The organism is Kitasatospora sp. NPDC096077 (assembly GCF_040303245.1).
GTDB lineage: Bacteria > Actinomycetota > Actinomycetes > Streptomycetales > Streptomycetaceae > Kitasatospora.
Window position 1 is genome coordinate 21,482 of sequence record NZ_JBEOSV010000052.1, and the last position, 19,224, is coordinate 40,705.

Annotated in this window: 16 protein-coding genes; 8 read left to right on the forward strand and 8 right to left on the reverse strand. The window is 74.6% G+C overall.

Annotated elements, in window-relative coordinates; genetic code table 11:
* The first annotated feature begins 30 nt into the window (after positions 1 to 30).
* The 4 genes from ABTZ03_RS32080 (at position 31) to ABTZ03_RS32095 (ending at position 8,059) form a co-directional block, all read left to right on the forward strand.
* Positions 31 to 6,030, forward strand: a complete 6,000-nt coding sequence (locus ABTZ03_RS32080; RefSeq protein ID WP_350516646.1) for an SAV_2336 N-terminal domain-related protein — start codon at positions 31 to 33, stop codon at positions 6,028 to 6,030.
* A gap of 95 nt (positions 6,031 to 6,125) precedes the next feature.
* On the forward strand, positions 6,126 to 7,226 hold the full coding sequence (locus tag ABTZ03_RS32085) for a YncE family protein (protein WP_350516647.1): 1,101 nt from the start codon (positions 6,126 to 6,128) through the stop codon (positions 7,224 to 7,226).
* 126 nt (positions 7,227 to 7,352) lie between these two features.
* Positions 7,353 to 7,763 carry a hypothetical protein gene (locus tag ABTZ03_RS32090; protein WP_350516648.1) on the forward strand — a complete coding sequence of 137 codons (411 nt, stop codon included), beginning with the start codon at positions 7,353 to 7,355 and terminating at the stop codon, positions 7,761 to 7,763.
* Positions 7,760 to 8,059, forward strand: a complete 300-nt coding sequence (locus ABTZ03_RS32095) for a DUF3027 domain-containing protein (protein ID WP_350516649.1) — start codon at positions 7,760 to 7,762, stop codon at positions 8,057 to 8,059. Before ABTZ03_RS32090 ends, ABTZ03_RS32095 begins: the two co-directional genes overlap by 4 nt.
* A gap of 21 nt (positions 8,060 to 8,080) precedes the next feature.
* On the opposite strand, the gene ABTZ03_RS32100 is transcribed toward ABTZ03_RS32095, so the two are convergent.
* The 7 genes from ABTZ03_RS32100 to ABTZ03_RS32130 form a co-directional block, all read right to left on the reverse strand.
* Positions 8,081 to 8,911 carry a 2OG-Fe(II) oxygenase family protein gene (locus ABTZ03_RS32100; protein WP_350516650.1) on the reverse strand — a complete coding sequence of 277 codons (831 nt, stop codon included), beginning with the start codon at positions 8,909 to 8,911 and terminating at the stop codon, positions 8,081 to 8,083.
* Between the two features lie 186 nt (positions 8,912 to 9,097).
* Positions 9,098 to 10,027 (reverse strand): SAM-dependent methyltransferase, encoded by a 930-nt coding sequence (locus ABTZ03_RS32105; protein ID WP_350516651.1) that lies wholly within the window; start codon positions 10,025 to 10,027, stop codon positions 9,098 to 9,100.
* Positions 10,024 to 10,671 (reverse strand): cysteine hydrolase family protein, encoded by a 648-nt coding sequence (locus tag ABTZ03_RS32110; protein ID WP_350516680.1) that lies wholly within the window; start codon positions 10,669 to 10,671, stop codon positions 10,024 to 10,026. The genes ABTZ03_RS32105 and ABTZ03_RS32110 overlap by 4 nt, the downstream gene beginning before the upstream one ends.
* A 68-nt stretch (positions 10,672 to 10,739) precedes the next feature.
* On the reverse strand, positions 10,740 to 10,874 hold the full coding sequence (locus ABTZ03_RS32115; RefSeq protein ID WP_350516652.1) for a hypothetical protein: 135 nt from the start codon (positions 10,872 to 10,874) through the stop codon (positions 10,740 to 10,742).
* Between the two features lie 159 nt (positions 10,875 to 11,033).
* Entirely contained in the window at positions 11,034 to 11,789 is a 756-nt protein-coding gene (locus tag ABTZ03_RS32120) for an FAD:protein FMN transferase (RefSeq protein ID WP_350516681.1), read from the reverse strand.
* 32 nt (positions 11,790 to 11,821) lie between these two features.
* Positions 11,822 to 12,322, reverse strand: coding sequence for an FMN-binding protein (locus ABTZ03_RS32125; protein ID WP_350516653.1), 501 nt, complete (start codon positions 12,320 to 12,322; stop codon positions 11,822 to 11,824).
* Between the two features lie 56 nt (positions 12,323 to 12,378).
* Positions 12,379 to 13,746, reverse strand: coding sequence for a ferredoxin reductase family protein (locus tag ABTZ03_RS32130; protein ID WP_350516654.1), 1,368 nt, complete (start codon positions 13,744 to 13,746; stop codon positions 12,379 to 12,381).
* A 256-nt stretch (positions 13,747 to 14,002) separates the two neighbouring features.
* On the opposite strand from ABTZ03_RS32130, the gene ABTZ03_RS32135 reads away from it, so the two are divergent.
* Positions 14,003 to 14,719, forward strand: coding sequence for a response regulator transcription factor (locus ABTZ03_RS32135; protein WP_350516655.1), 717 nt, complete (start codon positions 14,003 to 14,005; stop codon positions 14,717 to 14,719).
* Positions 14,716 to 16,257, forward strand: coding sequence for a sensor histidine kinase (locus ABTZ03_RS32140; protein WP_350516656.1), 1,542 nt, complete (start codon positions 14,716 to 14,718; stop codon positions 16,255 to 16,257). The genes ABTZ03_RS32135 and ABTZ03_RS32140 overlap by 4 nt, the downstream gene beginning before the upstream one ends.
* Here the strand turns inward: ABTZ03_RS32140 and ABTZ03_RS32145 are convergent.
* Positions 16,160 to 17,245 carry a GlxA family transcriptional regulator gene (locus ABTZ03_RS32145; RefSeq protein ID WP_350516657.1) on the reverse strand — a complete coding sequence of 362 codons (1,086 nt, stop codon included), beginning with the start codon at positions 17,243 to 17,245 and terminating at the stop codon, positions 16,160 to 16,162. The genes ABTZ03_RS32140 and ABTZ03_RS32145 overlap by 98 nt on opposite strands.
* Before the next feature lie 247 nt (positions 17,246 to 17,492).
* On the opposite strand from ABTZ03_RS32145, the gene ABTZ03_RS32150 reads away from it, so the two are divergent.
* On the forward strand, positions 17,493 to 18,083 hold the full coding sequence (locus tag ABTZ03_RS32150) for an isochorismatase family protein (RefSeq protein ID WP_350516658.1): 591 nt from the start codon (positions 17,493 to 17,495) through the stop codon (positions 18,081 to 18,083).
* Between the two features lie 97 nt (positions 18,084 to 18,180).
* Positions 18,181 to 19,221: a helix-turn-helix domain-containing protein gene (locus ABTZ03_RS32155; RefSeq protein WP_350516659.1), complete on the forward strand. Its 1,041-nt coding sequence runs from the start codon at positions 18,181 to 18,183 to the stop codon at positions 19,219 to 19,221.
* Positions 19,222 to 19,224: the final 3 nt, after the last annotated feature.

Here is a 19,224-nt window from a genome sequence, read left to right on the forward strand (position 1 = left end):
CGGCCGGTGGACGAGTTCGGTACAGGGCCCATGGGGGACTCCGCCACGGGCCGGGAGACCCCGGCCTGGTCGGTGCTGCGCCGGGCGCTGGCCGCGCTGGTCGCCCCTGAGGGCGAGCACCCGCACCCGCAGGACCTCGCCGACGTGCTGTGGATCTCCCGGCTGGCCGGCCTCGCCCCCCTGCCCGACAGCTCCGACACCGACACCGACACCGAACCCGCCGCCGACGGCGACGGTACCGGCCGGGCACCCGACCGACCCGGCGCGCCCCGGCCCGACGCCCCCGACCGGACCGGCACCGAACCGGGCCGCCAGGACCCGCCGACCGGGCCGCCAGGACCCGACACCCCGGAACCGCCCGCCCCCAAGGTCGAACTCCACCCCCGTTCCGCCCTCGCCGACCCCACCGCGTCCGACGCGACGCAACGCCTCCCCCGTGGCGCCGAGGTCGTCCAGGTGACCCGGCCCACCGCCCTGCCCGGCGCGCTGGCGATCGCCCGCGCGCTGCGCCCGCTGCGCCACCCGCTGACCCAACGCCCGGGCGGCGTCCGGCCGTTGCACCTCGACGAGGAGGCCACCGCCGCCGCCACCGCCGAGGCCGGGGTGCTGCTGCCGGTCTGGCAGCGCGACCGGCCGCTCCACTCGGTCGACCTGCTGGTCGACACCGGCGCCACCATGGCCGTCTGGCACGACCTCGCCGGGGAGCTCGCCACCCTGCTGGAACGCCACGGCGCCTTCGAGGAGGTGCGCACCTGGTCCCTCGGCACCGACGGGGAGACCCCCCACCTCACCCCGTTCCGCCGCCGCGGCAGCACCGCGCCGCCGCCCGCCGCCGCCGACCGCACCTGGTCCCGCCCGTCGGCCTGGTCCCGTCCGCTGGCCGACCCGCACGGGCGCCGCATCCTGTTCGTCCTCACCGACGGCGTCGGACCGGCCTGGTACGGCCCGGAGTTGGTGCCCTTCCTGGCCCGCACCGCCGCCACCGGACCGGCCGCCGCCCTCCAGGTGCTGCCCCGCCGCCTCTGGCACCGCACCGCCCTGCGCCCCGCCCCGGTCGAGGCCCGGCCCGCCACCCACGGCCGGCCCGTCCCGGTGCTGCGCACCGACACCGCCCTGCCCGGAATCCCGCGCGGCCACGCGGGCGCGGCCGCCCGGGCGGCGGTGCGGTGGCTGCCGGTACTGGAGATCGACGCCGACTGGCTCGCCCCCTGGGCCGACCTCACGGCCGGCCGCACCACCGGCTGGACCCCGATGCTCGCCGCCCCGCTCAGCGGCGTGCCGCGCCCGCAACGCCCGCGCGCCCGGACCACCGAGCCGCGCCCGCCCGCCGACCGGGTCGCCGCCTTCCGGGCCGGCAGCTCCCCGACCGCGTACCGGCTCGCCTGTCACCTGGCGGCGGCGCCGCTCAGCCTGCCCGTGATGCGGCTGGTCCAGCGGGCGACCGTGCCGGAATCGGGCCAGCGCGAGCTGGCGGAGCTCTTCCTGTCCGGGCTGATCGAGGTGCGGACGAAGGACGCCGACCCGGATGAGGTGGTGTACGACTTCGTCGACGGCGTCCGGGCGGAACTGCTGGGGGAGTTGACCCGGACCGAGTCGGTGCGGGTCCTGGACCACGTGCTCGCCAAGGTCTCGGGGCGGGTCGCGGCCACCTTCGGCGGGACGCTCGACTTCCGCGCGCTGGCCGCGAGCGCGGGCGAGGGGCGGCACCGGCTGCCGGAGCGCAGCCTGCCCTTCGCCGAGGTCGCGGCGGCGGTGCTCGCCGGGGCCGGCGGCCAACACGTGGCGATCGCAAGGAACTTCACCGGACTGCTCGGCCGGCCGACGGTCCGCCGGGAGCTGCTGACACCCCCGCCGCCGATCGTCAGCCCGCCGGACCCGCCCCGGATGATCGGGCGGCGGGAGGAGTTCGACCGGCTCACCCTGGCCTGCGACCCGGCCTGGCTCCGCAACGCCGAACCCCCGCGGCAACTGGTCGTCGTCGACGCCTCCCTGGGCATGGGGCGCCGGCGCTTCGTCCAGGAGTACGTCCAGCGCCACGGCGGCCGGCACTCCTTCGTCCACTGGATCGAGGCGCGCACCGCCCGCGCCGTCGAGGACGGGTTCGGGCGGCTCCGGGCGGCCCTCAGCCGGAGCGCCCAACAGCCCGAGCACCCGGCACCGTTGACCGATCTGCTCGGCCACCACCCCGAGTGGCTGATCGTCATCGACGGCCTGGCCTCCGGCCTGCGCTCCGGCGAGGAGACCTGGCACCCGGAACTCCTCGAACTGGCCGACAGTCGGACCGGCTGCCTGATCGTCACCACCGAGTCGGGTGAGGTGATGGACCGGCTCGGTGACGACGCCACCGTCATCACCCTCGGCTTCCTCACCGAGGCCGAACTGCGCGAGGAGATCCGGCACCGGCTCGGCGACGCGTACCAACGGATCGAGCACGCCCAGGAGTTCCAGTACCTGCTGGACCGGATGCCCCGACGCCCGGACGAACTCGCGACCTGGCACCTGGACGAGAAACTGGCCGTCCTGGTCGGGCCCGGCAGCTCGGGGGACTCCTACTCCAACGTCCGGAGCTTCCGGCTGCCCAGCCCGGCACTGGCGATGGCGACCGTGCCGAACGCCTACGGTCTCGGCTCCGGCTACCTCGCCGTCTACGGGGCGGACGGCCTGCTGCGCTACCTCGACGTGACGACCGGACAGCTGGAGGAGCCCTCGCTGTCCCTCGGGGCCACCGGCCCGGGGGTCGTCGCCATGGCCGAGATCAGCGACCGGCCGTCGGTCCTGTGCACGGCGGAGCCGGACGGCGGCTTCGTCTTCTGGGACGCCCGGGACGGCTCCTTCGTGTCCAGCCGGCACGGCCGCCCCGAACCCCCGGTGGCGATGGCGCCGTTCACCCACGCCGACGGCACCCAGTACCTCTGGACGGCGGACGGCGACGGCCGGATGCACCTGTGGAACCCGTGGAGCAGCGACGAGCCCCTCGAACTGCCGGGCCTCAGCGGCGGCCACCGGGCCTGGGCCCTCACGGCGCTGCCGGGGCCGGGCGGCCGGTCGCGGCTGGTCGGCGTCGACCCGACCGGACGCCTGCACCGCTGGCGGCCCGACGACCCCTCGACCGTCGAGTCCTTCCCCGCCGCCGTGGTCGACCCCGCCCGGGCCCGGACCATCGTCGGGATCACCGGCGACCAGGACCGCTGCGTGATCGCGTCGATCGGCGACCGGGACACCCACGTCCACATCTGGGAGTTCGAGGGCCGTTGGCGCGGTGACCAGCGGCGCGTGGTCGAACGGCCGCTGCTCGCCGACCGGTTTCGCCTCGTCCAGCGGATCGCCCAGGGGCGGCAGAGCGAGATCTGGCGGGCCCGGGACGAATGGGACGGCTCGACCGTCGCGGTGAAGACCTTAGACCAGCAACGCCTGGCCGATCTCCTGGACATGGGCGTATTCCTGGAACAGGCCGACAGGCTCGCCGAGCTCGAACACCGAGGCATCGCCGCGTGTCGAACGGCTGGCCTCGACGCGGAACGCCTCTATCTGGTCCTTGAGTTCATCGACGGCCCCGACCTGAGGACCGTCCTTGAGGCAGGCGCGTTGCCCCCGAACGAGGCGGCGTCCATCGCCCACGGCGTGGCCGAGGCGCTGGAGTACCTGCACACCCACGGCATCGCCCACGGCAGGATCGAACCGGCCAACGTCCTGCTCCGCCCGGACGGCAGCCCGGCCCTCTGCGACTTCGGGATCGACCTCGGCGGAGGCGGTGCGGCGGACCCGGCCGACGACCTCTACGCCCTCGGCAACCTCCTCCAGCAGACCGGTGTCCCGGAGCCGTTGCAAGGGCTCGCCCTCGAACTGCTGCACCCGGACCCGCGCCGACGGCCCTCCTCCGCCGCCGAGGTCGCCCGCCGGATCGCCGCCTCGGGCGCCCTGCGGGAACCCGACCGCACGCCGCCGCCCCCGCTGACGTTCGAGCTGCTCGGAGAGGTGCGGGTCCGGTGCGGCGAGGAGCCGGTGGCGATCGGGTCCCCGGAACGGGCGGCGGTGCTCGCCGCGCTGCTGAAGTACCGCCGCCGCCCGGTCCGGGTCGAGGTGCTGATCGAGGCGGTCCGGGAGCGGCAGGCCGCGTCCGTCCAGGAGCTGGACCGGATGTGGCTGCACGTCAGCGAGTTGCAGGGCGTGCTCAACCCGCCCCGGGACTCCCACGAGGTGCTGGAGCAGCTGGCGGACGGCCACACCTGGGTGCTGAACGTCGCCTCCGAGCAGATCGACGTGGTGCTCTTCGAACAGGCCCTGGAGCGCGCCGAGGCGGCCGTGTCGGCCGACGACCCGGACGCGGCCCGACGGCACGCCGGAGAGGCCCTGGCACTCTGGCGGGGCACCCCGCTGGCCGACCTGCCCGGGCCGTTGGCGGAGAACGAACGGCGTCGCCTCGTCGAACTGCACGAGCGCGCCCAGGAGTTGGCCGAACCTGTGCTGTCGACCACACCCGAATCCTCCGGCCTGCGCTACTTGCTGCTCGGCCCCCTGCGCGTCGGGCGCGGCGAGGGAGCAGGGCCCGTTGACTCGCCGGTGCGGCAGGCGCTCCTGGTCGCCCTCGTGTTGCACGCCCCGGAGGCGGTTTCTGTCACACGTCTGATCGAGGCGATCTGGGGTGACCAACCGCCGCGCGAGGCTGTCGCGGTGGTGCACGCTCATCTGGCCGAGCTGCTGAGTGTCATCGGCGACCTCATTTACGTGCAGGATGCGGCCGGGGCACCCTACTCGGCGAGCGACAGCTACCGATTGACGGTTGCCCCGGGGTCGGTCGACGTCGCCGTGTTCGAGGAGTGCCTCGCGGCGGCCGCGTCGGCGGAGCAGGGCGAAGATCTTAGCGTGGCGCACCGGCTGCTGCGGTCCGCACTCGACCTCTGGGGCGGCCCCGCATTTCACGGCGTTCCCGGACCCTACGCCTCCTGGGAGCGCGCCCGGTTGACCGAGCGGCGGATGGCGGCCACCGAGGACCTGTATGCCACCGGCTTGGCCTTGGGGAGGCACGAGGAAATCCTGGAAGAGCTCGACCTGTTCGCCGCCGAATATCCACTACGTGAGAGGCCGCGCGCGCTACTGATGCTGGCTTTCTATCGGTGTGGGAAGCGAGTTCAGGCGATGTTCGCGTATACGTGGTTTCAGCAGTTGTTGCGAAATGACCTCGGCATCGAGCCCGGTCCGATGGTCGCGAGACTGTACGAGATGATCCAAACAGACGACCCTGAACTCCGCAGCCCCGGCCGGGCGGAGGCGCTCATCGTGCCGCCGGGCGGCCCCGCCACGCTCGCCGTCGTCGACGCCGGCCGCCTGCCGCGCGGCACCGCGCCGCAGGGGGTGGCAATCGGGCTCGACACCGTCCAACAGTCCCCGGTGTTCGTCGACTTCGACGCCGACCCGCTGTTCGTCGTCTTCGGCGAGGACGGTGCCGGGCGGACCACGCTGCTCCGGCTGCTGGTCAAGCAGCTCACCGACCGTCACAGCTCGGACGAAGTGGGTTTCCTGGTGGCGGACTTCCGTGGCACCTTCCTCGACGAGGTGCCGCCCGAGTACCTCGTGCACTACGCCTCGGACTTCTCCGCCTTGACCGCCCTGGCCCGGATCCTGCGCGTCGCCGCCGACGGCCGCGCACCGGGCGATTGGCAGCGGCACAAGCGGATCGTCCTCGTGGTGGACGACTTCCACCTGTCCGCCACCCGGGAGGAGGACCCGCTCAGATCCCTCGCCGCGCTCCTCCCGCGGGCCCGGGACATCGGCCTGCGCGTCATCATCGCCTGCACCACCGAGGCCGCGGGCCGGGCCGCTCCCGCCTCGCCCTTCCTCCAGGCGGCCCGCGAGCTGGGGCCGCACGGCGTGGTGCTCTCCGGCAACGAGGAGGAGGGCCCCCTGCTCGGCCTGGTGACCCCCCGTCCCCTCCCCCCGGGCCGGGGATTCCACGTCACCCCCGACCACCCGTCCGGAACCCTGGTCCAGACCGGCTGGCTGCCGGCCCGGAGGGGGTCGCAGCCCGCCTGAAGGATGTCCGGGAACCGCGTACTGACCAACCACCTCCTCGCGTAGCGTGTGCCCTCCACCGCGGGGAGTCGCGGTGCACCAAGGGGAGGGACCGGATGAACTCACTGGTGTCAAAAGCTCGTTGGTTAGGCGCCCTGGTCACGGCGGGGGCCCTGCTGATCGCCGGGGCCGGCACCGCCGCCGCGCGGACGGCGGACGGGGACGACGGTCCGGTGGCCGGTGTCCCGCAGACCGTCGCGCTGCACTCGACCCCGGTCTCGGTGGCGGTCAGTCCGGACGGGCGCAAGGCGTACGTCTCGGTCAAGGACAAGCAGGTGGACGGCGGTGCCAAGCTGAGGGTGGTCGACACCCGGAGCGGGGCGGTCACCGCCGATCTGACGTTGAGCTCCAGGTTCGACGCCTCGGGTGGGCCGGTGGCCATCAGCCCGGACGGCACCCGGGTCTACGTGCTGTACGCGAGTGTCCAGAAGTCGCCACCGAACATGCTGGGCGTCATCGACACGGCCACCGACACCGTGATCGCCACCGTGCCCACCCCGGTCCAGCCCGGCTCGGCGGGCAGCTACCAGGGGGCCCTCGGCTCCCTGGCGGTCACTGGGGACGGTTCACGGGTCTACGTCAGCCAGGGCGGGCCCGAGCCGCCCAACCGTCCGGTCCTGGAGGGCGCCCGCGTCCTGCGGTTCGACACGGGTCAGCTGGCGTACACCGCCACCGTGCCGGTGCCCGGCCGCTACACGGGGTCGGTCGTCGTGCGGTCGGACGGCGAGGATGCGTACGTCAGCACCGACGCGGGCGTGGTCCACCTGGACACCAGCGCGGCCACCCCGGCCGTGGTGGCCACCGTCGCCGTCGGCGGCAGCTTCAACCACTTGGCGCTGTCCGCCGACGAGAGCCGGCTGTACGGCGTGACCGCCACCGGCAAGGGCTACGCCGTGGACCTCGCCGGCGACACCGTCAGCGCGACCATGGACATCGCCCCCGGGCAGCTCCTGCGGGGCCCGTCGGTGAGTGCGGACGGTACCCGGCTGTACGTGGCCGGGACGGACTCGATCTTCTCGATCGACACCTCGACCAACACCGTCGCCCCCGGTGAGGGTGTCAAGGGCCTCAACGCCCTGTCGGACCTGGCGATCGGTCCGGACGGCCACACCTTCTACGCCACCGCCGACGGCGGCCTGCGGATCATCAGGTTCTGAACGACCGGTTCCCGCCCCCGTCGTGGGGGCGGGAACCGGTCCGTGCCGCAGGGAATTCGGATGACGGCCGGGAAGCGGTCCGGAACACTGACCCCGACCACCCACCGGCCGAAGGGGTTGAGGACCGTGACCGGAGAGAGCCCGCTCCTGCGGATCGTTGCGATCGTGGACTGGTACGACGGCGCCCGTGAGGGCGTCGCCCAGCTGGCGACCAGCTGGGGCGACTGGTGGTATTTCCGTACGCTGGCCACGCACTACGACCCGGAGAGCGTCGACCACTGCCTCTACGCCTTCACGGCGTTCCCGGCGGAGGCCGTGCCGGTCCTGGAGGAGGAGTTCGGGGACGCCGGACGCCCACCGATCATGTGGCCCGATACACCGGGGGAGGTCACCGCGCAGACCTTCGCAGTGGTCGAGGCCGCGGCCGCCGACCCCGCCGTCCCGTCCCTGCTCGGGCGGGTGACCGGCCGGGACCGGCGGTGCGAACTCTGGGACGTCCACCGCCCGTTCGGCTTCACCGGGTCGGTGTGGCGATGACCCCGGGGGACGAGGAGGAGGCTACGACGCATGCCGCCGAGCACCCGCCCGAGCTGGATGCGATCCACGAGCGGTGGATCGCCCGCCGTCATCGCGGGGGGCCGGACGACGACGAGTGGTACGCCGAGCAGTGCGGCTTCTGCCGCCACTGGTTCCCGCTGGCCGGCACCATGGGCCTGGACTACGGCGCCTGCGCGAACGGGGCGTCGGCGTTCGACGGGACGGTGCGGTTCGAGCACGACGGCTGTGAGCGGTTCGAGCATGCGGGCCGCTGGTCCGTCCCGTCGGACTTCTGACGACGGTGATCCCGCCGGGCTTCAGAGCGCCGGGACCATCGGGAGGCCGAACATGCCCGGGTTGTTGCGGATCCGCTCCCGCAGGTCGACGCGCTCCGTACCCGGCTCCTCCGTCCAGGCGTGGACCGGTTCGGCGAGGTCGGGGTTGACGAAGTACATCAGTGCGGTGCGCTCGGGCAGGCGCAGGTTGCGGACCTGGTGGTAGAGGGCGGGGACGCGGCCGCCGGTGAGGTCGGTGAGGACCGAGCCGGGCATCAGGATGACCTCGTCGGGGCCGGTGACGACCGGGCGGGGGTCGCCGTCGAGGAACAGCTCCAGCCCGGGGGCGGTGGCGTGGATGACGGTGACCATGTGACCGTCCTCGTGCTTGTCCTGGAGCAGGTCGCGGTCGGAGCCGGTGGCGGCGTAGTTGTTGAGCTGGAGGTAGGAGGCGGTCTCGAAGGTCGGGGCCTTCCGGCCGCCGAGCCGGGCGGCCACCTCGCCGACGGTGTCGGCGACCAGGCCCGCCAGGTGGCCGCGCCAGGCGAGCATGGCGTCGGTGAGGTCCGGGATCTCGGCCGCGTTCGGGATCAGGTCGAGGCGGTCGTGCCAGAGGGTGAAGCAGTCGTTGAGGTCGGGGCGGTCGGCGCTGATCGAGAACTCCCGGCCGAGCGGGCGGTAGCCGAAGTTGAAGTCCGCGGTGGCGTACCGGGACTTCTCCTCCACCGTGCGCCCGAAGAACACCCGGCTCTCGCCGAGCACCCGGTGCAGGAGTCGCTCCTCGCCGTCCCGGAGCGTGATCCGGGCGTAGCCGTCACGCAGCAGGTCGCCGGCGGCCTGGACGGCAGCGGTGTGGATGGCAGCGGTGTGCATGATGCGTCTCTCCTCCGTACCTGGGCCCCCGAGCGGGTGCCGGATCGACGGTACGCGGAGAAGATGCCGGGATTTTGAACTGTTGGCGCAACGCATATACCGGGATTGCGGCGCGATACGCATCGTTGACGCGCGCCGGGACGGACGGCCGGAGCGGACGGTGGAACGGCCGGTGGAACGGCCGGTTCAGGACCGTACGGCGAAGGCCCAGCGGTGCCCGGCGAGGGCGTCGTCCGGTACGGGGAGCGGGCCGCGGCCGTAGTGGCGGGTGAACTCGTAGGGAGTGTGGAGGGTGGTGGACCAGCCGCGCGCGGTGAGGTCGGCGGGGCTGTCGGGGCGGGGTCCGGGGTCGGGGCACGCCGTCGGGTCGAGGCCGGTCGGGTCGGGGGTGGCCCCGCCGCCCGGCCGGGTCTCGTAGGCGAGCGTGGAGCCGGGGGCGCTGAGCCGGTCGACGACGGCGAGGACGCCGCTTTCGGCCGCGCCGGGCAGCCGCAGCAGCAGGCCTTCGGCGAGCCAGGCGGTCGGCAGGTCGGGGCGGAACCCGGCGTCGGTCAGCGGCTGGGCCCAGTCGGCGCGCGGGTCCGTCCCGACGGCGCGCAGGTCGGTGCCGACGGTGCGCAGGTCGGTGCCGACGGTGCGGCGGCGGGCCGTCGGGCGGGCGTCGGTCCCGTCCAGGACGCACTGTTTGAACGCCAGGAGTTCGGGCCGGTCGAGCTCGTAGACGGTGCAGTCGTCCGGCAGGTCCAGCCGGTACCCCCGGGTGTCCAGGCCGGCGCCGAGCAGCACGATTTGCCGGGCGCCGAGTTGGGCGGCCCGCAGCAGCTGGTCGTCGAAGGCCCGGGTCTGCAGGGCGAAGTAGCGGGCGAGTCGCCCCCACAGCGGGTCGGCCTCGCCGTCGGGGACGTCCCGGGGGTGGTGTGGCCAGTGTGCGGCGGCGGGGGCGGCGCGGACCAGCTGCTCGGCGTACGGGTCCCGGGTGAGGGCGTCGGGGCGGTGGGTCTCCAGCGCCCGGGCGGCGGCGACCAGCAGGGCGGCGGGCTCCACGCCAGCGGCCGCGCCGGGTGTGCCGGACACGCCGGGGTTCTCGGTCAGTTCGACGGTCAGTTCGACGGTCATGCGCGCTCCTGGTGGTCGGGGACGGGATGTCCGGGCGGCCGGGTCCAGACGGCCGGCTGGTCGTGGGTGGTGACGCGGGCGCCGTAGACCCGCCGCATGAAGCCGAGGACCGCCTCGTCCGGGAGGTGAAGTGCGGCGGTGCAGTCGGCGAGCACCGTGATGTGGAAGCCCTTCTGGAAGCCGGTGCGCGCGGTGCTGTCCACGCACACGTCGGCGAACACGCCCGCCATGGCGAGGTGGTGGACGCCGCCGTCGACCAGGTGCTGTTCGAAGCCCTCGCTCAGGAAGGCGTCGAAGCAGGCGTACTTGGTGAACACCGCCTCGTCGGCCTTCGGGGTCACGGCGTGGAACTCGGCGCCCCAGCTGCCGGTGGGGCACTTGGGGCGCTTGCGGAGGGTGGCGTCCCGGTGGCGCCAACTCGCGCCCTGGTGGGCCGGATCGCCGAGGAAGCGGACGAACACCACTTCGGTGCCGTGCGCCCGGGCGGTGTCGACGGCGCGGGCGGTGGTCGCGGCGACGGTGGCGAGCCGGGTCGGGTCGGCGGGGTAGCGGGCGGCGGCCACCGGTCCGGCGCAGAAGTCGTTCTGCAGGTCGACGACGACCAGCGCCGTGCGGCCGTCAACCGGTGGGGTGTCGCCGTCGATCGGCGCGGCGGGGGCGTCTACCGGTGTGGTAGGGCCGTCGACCGGTGCCGTGCGGCGGTCGGACGCGGTCACGTGGCCGGCCCCGGCCGGGCGGTCACCGGCCGGGCACCCGACCGCCGGTCGACGGCGGGCGCGGCGAGGGGCCCGGCGAGGGGCGCGGTGCGGGGTACGACGATGCGTTCGGCGAAAGTGAAAGGGGCCACGGTGCGGCGTCTCCTCGGAAGGGTGCGGTGGGGACCGGGCGGTCCGTGCCCGATCGGTCCCCACTATCGACCCAGGACGCCGGGACGGGCGGGACATGATCGTCGTGTTCACCCGATGAGGTGAACTCGGTCCGTCGGCGCCGAAGTTGGCGGGAGGCGTCAACTCGCCACGGTGGGTTGCCAGTCGGCGGGCCCGGAGGGCGGGAGGTGCCCGGGCAGCCCGGAGGTCCAGCGCTTCGACCCGTCCGGCAGTACGGCGAGCGCCTCCACCCCGGGCCGCCGGGCCGCCCAGGCGAGCGCGCGGTCCGGGCCCATCGCGAAGGCGGCGGTCGCCCAGGCGTCGGTGCGGGCGATGCCGGTGCCCGGGGCGGCGACCAGGGTGAGCGAGGCGAGGCCGTGCGCGGTCCGGCCGGTGTGCGGGTCGAGGATGTGGGCGCCGCGCTCGGCGGTGCCGGAGGTGGCCACCGCGAGGCCGTGCCCGGCCAGTACGGCGGAGAGCCGGTCCGGCTGTCCGGGGTGGGCGATGCCGATCCGCCAGGGGCCGCCGGCGGTCTGCACGTCGCCGCCGCCGTTGACGCAGAACTGCCGGGTGCCGGCGGCGTGCAGCAGCCGGGCCGCCTCCTCGACGGCCCAGCCCTTGACCCAGCCGCTGGGGTCGAGCCGGCCGCCGGGGCGCTCGGTGAAGTAGCCGTCGGTCTCGGCGGCTACTTCGCGGCAGGCGTCGAGCACCGTACGGACCTCGGGATCGCAGTCGGCGAGGGCGAGTTCGCCCCGGTCGAGTCGGCTGATCTCGCTGTCCGGCCGGTAGGTGGAGAACACCGCGTCGATCCGGTGCAGCCGTTCGGCGATCCGGCGCAGCGCCGCGGGGGTGTCCGGTCCGGGGTCGCGGACCGCGATCGAGAAGACGGTGCCCATCACGGGCTCGGCGTGGCGCAGCACGGCCCGGCTCAGCCCTTCGCCCGGTCGAGGGCGCTCTGCAGCGAGCGGATGTAGCCGTCGCTGGTGTAGGTGGCGCCGCTGACGGCGTCGATCTGGGCGTTCTGCGCGGAGATCGCCTCCTGGTTGAGGGTCGGCAGGGCGTCGGCGTTGATCTCGCGGTCCCGGCGGTCCTGGGTGGGGTACTTGACCACGTCGACGGCGGTGAGCCGGCTGCCGGCGAGGGTGACCTGCACCTGCACCGGGCCGTACCGGGTGTTCACGGTGTCCCCGCTGATCTTGCGGGTGGCCCCGCCGCCGCTGCCGCCGGTGGACCCGGGGGCAGAGCCGGGGGAGGCGGACCCGGACGGCGCGGGAGTGGTGTCGGAAGCACCGGCCGCACCGGCTCCGGAGCCCGCCCCCGCCCCCGAACTGATCACCGGCGCGGACCCGGTCGCCTGGTGCGGTTTCAGGGAGAGCAGCAGCACCACCCCGGCAGCGGTGGCGGCACTGGTGACGACGGCTCGACGCATGGCGGGACAACTCCTCCGGTACGGGGACAGGGGAAAACAGGACGGAAGCAGCGGGCTCAGAAGGCGAAGGACTCGTGGTGGATGCGCCCCGGCCGCACCCCGGCCGCCCGCAGCGCGCGCACCGCCTCCTCGGTCACCGCCTCCGGCCCGCACAGGTACACCTCGTGCTCCGCCAGGCCCGGTACCAGCCGGGCGAGCGCCGCGCCGAGGTCCCCGACCCGCTCCCGCGGGCCGAGCAGCTCGTGCACCGCCGCGCCGCGCCGCCGGGCGATGTCCGCCAGCTCCGCCCGGAACAGCACGTCCTCCGCGCGCCGGGCCCGCTGCACCAGGGTGACGTCGCCCGGCAGGGTCTCGAACAGTGCCCGCAGCGGGGTGATCCCCACCCCGACCCCGAGCAGCAGCACCCGGCGCTGCCGCTGCTGCCGTCCGGTGAACGCCCCGTACGGGCCCTCGGCCCGCACCTTGGTGCCCGGCCGCAGTCCGGCCACGGCCGCGCTGTGGCCGCCGAGGTCCTTGACGGTGAACCGGAGGAAGTCCGGGCGCGGCGGCGCGGACAGCGAGTACGGGTTGGCGGCCCAGCGCAGCCCGGGGGCCTGGAACTGGAGACGGAAGAACTGGCCGGGCTCGGCGCGCAGTTCGTCCAGCCGTCGGCCGGACAGGAACAGCGACACCACGCCGGGGCCCTCCGGCCGGACCTCGGCGACCCGCAGCCGGTGCCGCCGGTCGAGCAGCCAGGGCCGCAGCAGCCGGAACCAGCCGAGCAGCGCGGCCGTGCCGAAGTAGAGCGCGTACCAGCCGGCCCGGCCCGGGCCGCCGCCGAGATCGGCGCCGGTGGTCAGCTGGTGGCCGAAGGCGAGGGCCACCGCGAGGTAGGTGGCCAGGTGCAGGTAGTACCAGGTCTCGTGGGAGAGCCGGCGGCGGGCGGCCCGGGCGGATACCAGTCCGGTGCCGAGCATCAGCAGGGTGCCCGCGGCGCCCTTGAGCATGTCGGGGTAGTGGAAGACGATCTCCACGCCCTCGCCGACGAGTCCGCGTCCGTCGGTGAGCGCGTAGCCCCAGATCACGGTCAGCAGGTGCACCGTGACCAGGGCGACCAGCCAGCGGCCGCCGTAGGCGTGCCAGCGGGCCAGCCGGTCGGCGCCGACCCCGCGCTCCACCGGCGGCAGCCGGGCCATCAGCAGGAGCAGGACCGGCGCGGCGTACCCGGCGAGCAGGCCGGTGATCCGCCCGGCGCTGGTCAGCCAGCCGGCCGCGCCGACCACCGAGGCGGTGTCCGTCCACCACAGCCCGAGCACGCCGAGCGCGCCCGCGGCGATCAGGCCGAGGGCCGCGCCCGGCGGCAGCGCGAGCGGCGGGCGCAGGGCGGCCCGGTGGCGCGGGCCGGCCGACGCCGGCCGGGACTTCGGTACGGTGGCTGTGCTCATCGCGGATCCTCCTTCGCTCCCGGCGGCGGCACCGCCCCGCCGAGGCGGCCCACGATGGCACCGCAAGCTCTGAGTCACCTCTGAGGAAGCCCGCGCACGGTCCCCGTGAGGGCATCATCGCCGCAGGTCAGTGGCGATGTACCGGTATACGAACCACGTTTGGCGATCTCACGGGTTTCTCATCGCGGCGGGCCACAATGAACGCCGTCGACCGCCCGGAACGATCACCGTCCGCCGCCGAACCGCAGGGAGCACCATGGACGACACCGCCGACCGCCCGGACTGGCGGGTCCTGGTCGTCGACGACGAGCCGGACCTGGTCGAGGTGGTCTGCGGCGCCGTCCGCTACGAGGGCTGGCAGGCCCGCGGCGCGACCAGCGGCCTGGCGGCCGTCGAGGCGGCGGTGACCTGGCGCCCGCACGCCGTGGTGCTCGACATGATGCTGCCCGACCTCGACGGCCTGGAGGTGCTGCGCCGGGTCCACGCCGCCCGGCCCGAGGTGCGGGTGCTGTTCCTGACCGCCCGGGACGCCGTGGAGGAGCGGATCGCGGGCATCGCGGCGGGCGGCGACGACTACGTGACCAAGCCGTTCAGCCTGGCCGAGGTGGTGGTGCGGCTGCGCGGGCTGCTGCGCCGCGCCGCCCCGCCGACCGCCCCGACCGGCCCGCCCGCGCACGCCCTGGTGCTCGGTGACCTCGTCCTGGACGACCGGGCCCGCGAGGTGACCCGGGGCGGCGAGACCATCGAGCTCAGCCCGACCGAGTACGCGCTGCTCGCCCACCTGATGCGCCACCCCCGGCAGGTGCTCAGCAAGGCGCAGATCCTGGACGCGGTCTGGTCGTACGACTTCGGCGGGCAGGCCCACATCGTGGAGCTGTACATCAGCTACCTGCGCAAGAAGCTGGACGCCGGCCGCAGCCCGATGATCCACACCGTCCGCGGCGCGGGCTACCTGATCAAGGCCGGGCAGTGAGGCGTACGGTCGGGCTCCTCCGGAAGCTCCTGCCCCGCACCCTGCGCGCCCGGCTGATCGCCGGTCTGCTGGTGCTGCTGGTGGTCACCTGCGCCGCCGTCGGCCTCGCCACCGCCGCCGCCCTGCGCCACTTCCTGGTCGACCGGCTCGACCAGCAGCTCGCCGAGGCCGGCGGCCGCTACGCCGCCAGCCTGGAGCACGCCGGCTCCGGCGCCGGCCCGGACACCCGGGCCCAGACCCCGGGCACCGTCGGCGTACGGCTGCTGAACGGGCGGGTCACCGCGGCCGGGGTGGTGGACGGCGACGCCGACGACGTCAACAGCCCCGACGACGAGGACGACCGGGTCACCTTCGGGCCCGACCGCCAGCGCGCGCTGGCCGCCCTGCCGGTCGGCGGCCCGGCCCGCACCCTGGACCTGGGCGGCTCGCTGGGCCGCTACCGGGTCCGGGCGGTGGCCGGGATGGACGGCGACGTCCTGGTCAGCGGGCTGCCGCTGCACCCGGCCGAGGACACCGTCCAGCGGCTGGAGACGCTCGAACTGACCGTCTTCGCGATCGCCGTCAGCGCGGCCGGTGCCGCCGGGGCGGTCTGGGTCGGCTGGTCGCTGCGCCCGCTGCGCCGGGTGGTGGGGACGGCCGAGCGGGTGAGCGCGCTGCCGCTCGCCAGCGGCGAGGTGCTGCTCGCCGAGCGGGTGCCGGACGACGATCCGCGCACCGAGGTCGGCCGGGTCGGCGCGGCGCTCAACCGGATGCTCGGTCACGTCGGGGACGCCCTGGCCCGTCGGCACGCGGTGGAGGAACGGCTGCGCGGCTTCGCCGCCGACGCCAGCCACGAACTGCGCACCCCGGTGGCGGCCGTGCGCGGCCACGCCGAACTGGCGCTGCGGCACCCGGGGGAGGTGCCCGCCGAGGTGCGGCACTCGCTGGAGCGGATCGACGCCGAGGCGCTGCGGATGGGCACGATCGTCGAGGACCTGCTGCTGCTGGCCCGGCTGGACGCCGGCCGCCCACTGGCCGAGCAGGAGGTGGACCTCACCCGGATCGCGCTCAACGCGGTGGCCGACGCCCGGGCGGCCGGTCCCGAGCACCGCTGGCGCCTGGTGCTGCCCGAGGAACCGGTGCTGGTGCCCGGGGACGAGCACCGGCTGAGCCAGGTGACGGCCAACCTGCTGGCCAACGCCCGGAGTCACACCCCGGCCGGTACGGCGGTCGAGCTGCGCCTCGAACCCGCCGGTGATCAGGTGGAGTTGAGCGTCGTCGACGAGGGGCCCGGGATCCCGCCGGAGCTGCTGGAGCGGGTCTTCGAGCGCTTCGTCCGCGGCGACCGGGCCCGCTCCCGCGCCACCGGTTCGACCGGGCTCGGGCTGGCCATCGTCCGGGCCGTGGTCCGGGCGCACGGCGGCACCGTCGAGGCGTCGAGCCGACCCGGCCGGACGGTCTTCACGGTGCGTCTGCCGCTGCACCGCTCCGCGCCGGGGCCTGCGTCGGGGACTGCGTCGGGGACTGTGCCGGGGCCGCCGCCGGGCGTGCGCCCGTGACCGTGCGGAAGCGCTGCCGGTAGTCCGTGGGCGTGGTGTCCAGCCGGCGCCGGAACGCCCGCACCAGGGTGTCGGTGGTGCCGAACCCGCAGGCGGCGGCGATGCGTTCGAGGGTGTCGTCGCCCGACTCCAGCCGGTGGCGGGCGAGTTCGACCCGGGCCGACTCGACGTAGGCGCTCGGCGTGGTGCCCAGCTCGGTCTTGAAGATCCGTACCAACTGCCGTTCGCTGACGTGCGCGTGGGCGGCCAGCTCCGGCACGGTGAGCCGGCCGGAGAGGTTGCGCAGGATGTGGTGGCGCAGCTCCTCGATCCGCCGGGTGGTCGAGACGGGTTCCAGCGGGACGCTGAACTGGCTCTGGCCGCTGGGTCGTTTGAGGTACATCACCAGCTGCCGGGCGACCCGCAGGGCGAGTTCCTCGCCGAAGTCCTCGGCGACCAGGGCGAGTGAGAGGTCCAGGCAGGCGCTGATGCCGGCCCCGGTCCAGACCTCGCCCGCGCGGATGAAGATCGGGTCGGCGTCGACCTCGATCTCCGGGTACTCGGCGGCGAGTTGGCCCGCCGTCGACCAGTGGGTGGTGGCCCGCTTGCCGTCCAGCAGTCCGGCGGCCGCCAGCAGGTGGGCGCCCACGCAGACCGAGGCGACCCGGCGGGCCCGGGCGGCCAGCGTGCGGACGTGCCCGACCACGACCGGGTCGGTCACCGCCCGGACCCGCCCGCCGCCGTCCGGCTCCACGGCCCCGGGGACCAGCAGGGTGTCGATGCCGCCCGCGGCGGCGGCCTGTTCGAAGGTGAGGTCGGGCAGGATCCGCACGCCGGCGGCGGTGGTGACCGGATCGGTGGTCCCGGCGGCCAGCACCACCCGGTAGCCGGTCGCGTCGTCGCCGCTCTCCCGCCGGACCAGCGAGAACACCTCCGGCGGTCCGGTGACGTCCAGCAGGTCGACGCCCTCGAACAGGACGATGACGATCAGCCGCTGTGCGGTCGCCATGAGTACGGTCCCTCCCCGGAGGCCGAAGGCCCGGTGCCTGGTGCCTGGTGCCTGGTGCCTGATGCCCGGTGCCCGGTGCCCGGTGCCCGGTGCCTGATGCCCGGTGCCTGATGCCTGATGTCGGATTCTGCATGTTAGGCGACATTGCCGCCGTACGGAGCCCGCCCGTAGCGTTGCCGGAGGCGGGCCGCACCAGGCGTGACCTGCCCCGATCCCCAGTTCCCCAGCCGACGAAGGCGGTTCCGCCATGCTCACCACCACCCTGCGCACCCTCAACGGTCTCGACGAGAAGCCCGCCGCGCTCGGCGCCGCGACCCTCATCCTGATCGACTACCAGAACACCTACACCCGCGGCGTGATGGAGCTGACCGGCTGGCGCGAGGCCCTCGACGCGGCGGCCGCGCTCCTCGCCCGCGCCCGGGAGGCCGGCGCCACCGTCCTGCACGTCGTCAACGACGGCGGCGAGGGCACCCCGTACGACGTCCGCGCCGAGATCGGGCGGATCCACCCGGCGGTGGCCCCGGCAGACGGCGAGCGAGTCGTGGTCAAGCAGGCCCCGGACGCCTTCGTCGGCACCGACCTGGCCGCCCTGGTGGACGCGGCCGGGCAGCAGGACGTGGTGGTGGCCGGCTTCATGACCCACATGTGCGTCGCCTTCACCACCGCCGGCGCCTTCCTGCGCGGCAACCGCCCCACCGTGGTCGCCGACGCCTGCGCGACCCGCCCGCTGCGCTCAGGTGACACCGAGCTCACCGCCGCCCAGATCCACCGCGGTGCGCTCGCCACCATCGGCGACCTCTACGGCGTGGTGGTGGAGACGGCGGCCGAACTCGGCTGAACGGCCTGTGCGGGGTGCCCCGGTCCGTCACCCGGGGCACCCCGGCCGGGGTCGCCCGCCGGTCCTCCGAGTCTGCCGGGGGTGCGCCCGTCGGGCGATGGATTCGGATCTCGCCGAACAGTCTTGCGGCCCGGGCGTCTCCGGGGCGACCATCACCTTCGTGCTGCGAATCTTCTTCGGAACGGACGACCTGGACCGGATCCGGGTCGCGGAGCGCCCGGACATGTCGATGGAGCTGTCCCTCAGCGTGCACGGTCTGGTCAGCGGCCGCTGCGATCCGCGCTTCCTGGACTGGCGCAACCGGTTGCGGGCCTCCTGGAACCCGCGCACCGCGCTGCTCTTCGACCTCTACACCCCCACCGCGATCCCGGAGTTCCTGGCGGTCCGCCGCGATCCCGGCGCGACCGAGAGCGCGACCGCCGAGGCGCCCCCCGAGCCGCTCCGCGACCATCTGCGATCGGTGGGCGGAGTACGGCAGTTGAGCGCCTTCGCGCGCGGCGTGGCGGCGGGCGACCAGCGGGCCAGGAAGCTGCTCGGCAATGTCACCGCGGACTACCAGACCCGCGCGATCGACCCGTACCGGCGGCAGATCGAGACCATCGTCACCACCGAGCACGGCCGCCGCCGCCGGATCACCGAACCGGACCAGGTGCTCGGCTCGCTGCACCCGGCGCTGTCCTGGCGCCGCCCGGTGCTCAGCTTCCCGCTGGCCGGCGGCTGCCGGCACGACATCCGGCTGGACGGCCGCGGACTGCTGCTCCAGCCCTGCGTGTTCGGCCCCCGCCGTCCCGTCATCGCCCGCTTCGAGGACCCCCGGCAGCAGCCCGTCCTCCTCTACCCGGCGAGGATCGGCGGCCCCTTGCAGCCCGAGGTCGAACCCACTCCCAGTCGCACCCTCACCGCGCTGCTCGGCCACACCCGGGCCGCCGCGCTGGAGGCCATCGCCGCCCACGGGCCCTGCTCCACCAAGGACCTGGCCGCCGTGCTGGACATCTCCACCGCCTCCGCGAGCGAACACGCCACCGTGCTGGCCGAGTCGGGCCTCACCAGCAAGGACCGGACCGGCCGCACCGTCACCCACCGCCCCACCCCGCTCGGCCGGGCCCTGCTGGCGGGCCGGGTGCCCGAGGCCGAGTAGGAC

Bases quoted from the DNA above. Each gene is read 5' to 3' on its own strand.
- ABTZ03_RS32080 (WP_350516646.1), top strand. From the start codon at position 31: ATGGGGGACTCCGCCACGGGCCGGGAGACCCCGGCCTGGTCGGTGCTG.
- ABTZ03_RS32085 (WP_350516647.1), top strand. From the start codon at position 6,126: ATGAACTCACTGGTGTCAAAAGCTCGTTGGTTAGGCGCCCTGGTCACG.
- ABTZ03_RS32095 (WP_350516649.1), top strand. From the start codon at position 7,760: ATGACCCCGGGGGACGAGGAGGAGGCTACGACGCATGCCGCCGAGCAC.
- ABTZ03_RS32100 (WP_350516650.1), bottom strand. From the start codon at position 8,911: ATGCACACCGCTGCCATCCACACCGCTGCCGTCCAGGCCGCCGGCGAC.
- ABTZ03_RS32105 (WP_350516651.1), bottom strand. From the start codon at position 10,027: ATGACCGTCGAACTGACCGTCGAACTGACCGAGAACCCCGGCGTGTCC.
- ABTZ03_RS32120 (WP_350516681.1), bottom strand. From the start codon at position 11,789: ATGGGCACCGTCTTCTCGATCGCGGTCCGCGACCCCGGACCGGACACC.
- ABTZ03_RS32125 (WP_350516653.1), bottom strand. From the start codon at position 12,322: ATGCGTCGAGCCGTCGTCACCAGTGCCGCCACCGCTGCCGGGGTGGTG.
- ABTZ03_RS32130 (WP_350516654.1), bottom strand. From the start codon at position 13,746: ATGAGCACAGCCACCGTACCGAAGTCCCGGCCGGCGTCGGCCGGCCCG.
- ABTZ03_RS32135 (WP_350516655.1), top strand. From the start codon at position 14,003: ATGGACGACACCGCCGACCGCCCGGACTGGCGGGTCCTGGTCGTCGAC.
- ABTZ03_RS32145 (WP_350516657.1), bottom strand. From the start codon at position 17,245: ATGGCGACCGCACAGCGGCTGATCGTCATCGTCCTGTTCGAGGGCGTC.
- ABTZ03_RS32150 (WP_350516658.1), top strand. From the start codon at position 17,493: ATGCTCACCACCACCCTGCGCACCCTCAACGGTCTCGACGAGAAGCCC.
- ABTZ03_RS32155 (WP_350516659.1), top strand. From the start codon at position 18,181: ATGGATTCGGATCTCGCCGAACAGTCTTGCGGCCCGGGCGTCTCCGGG.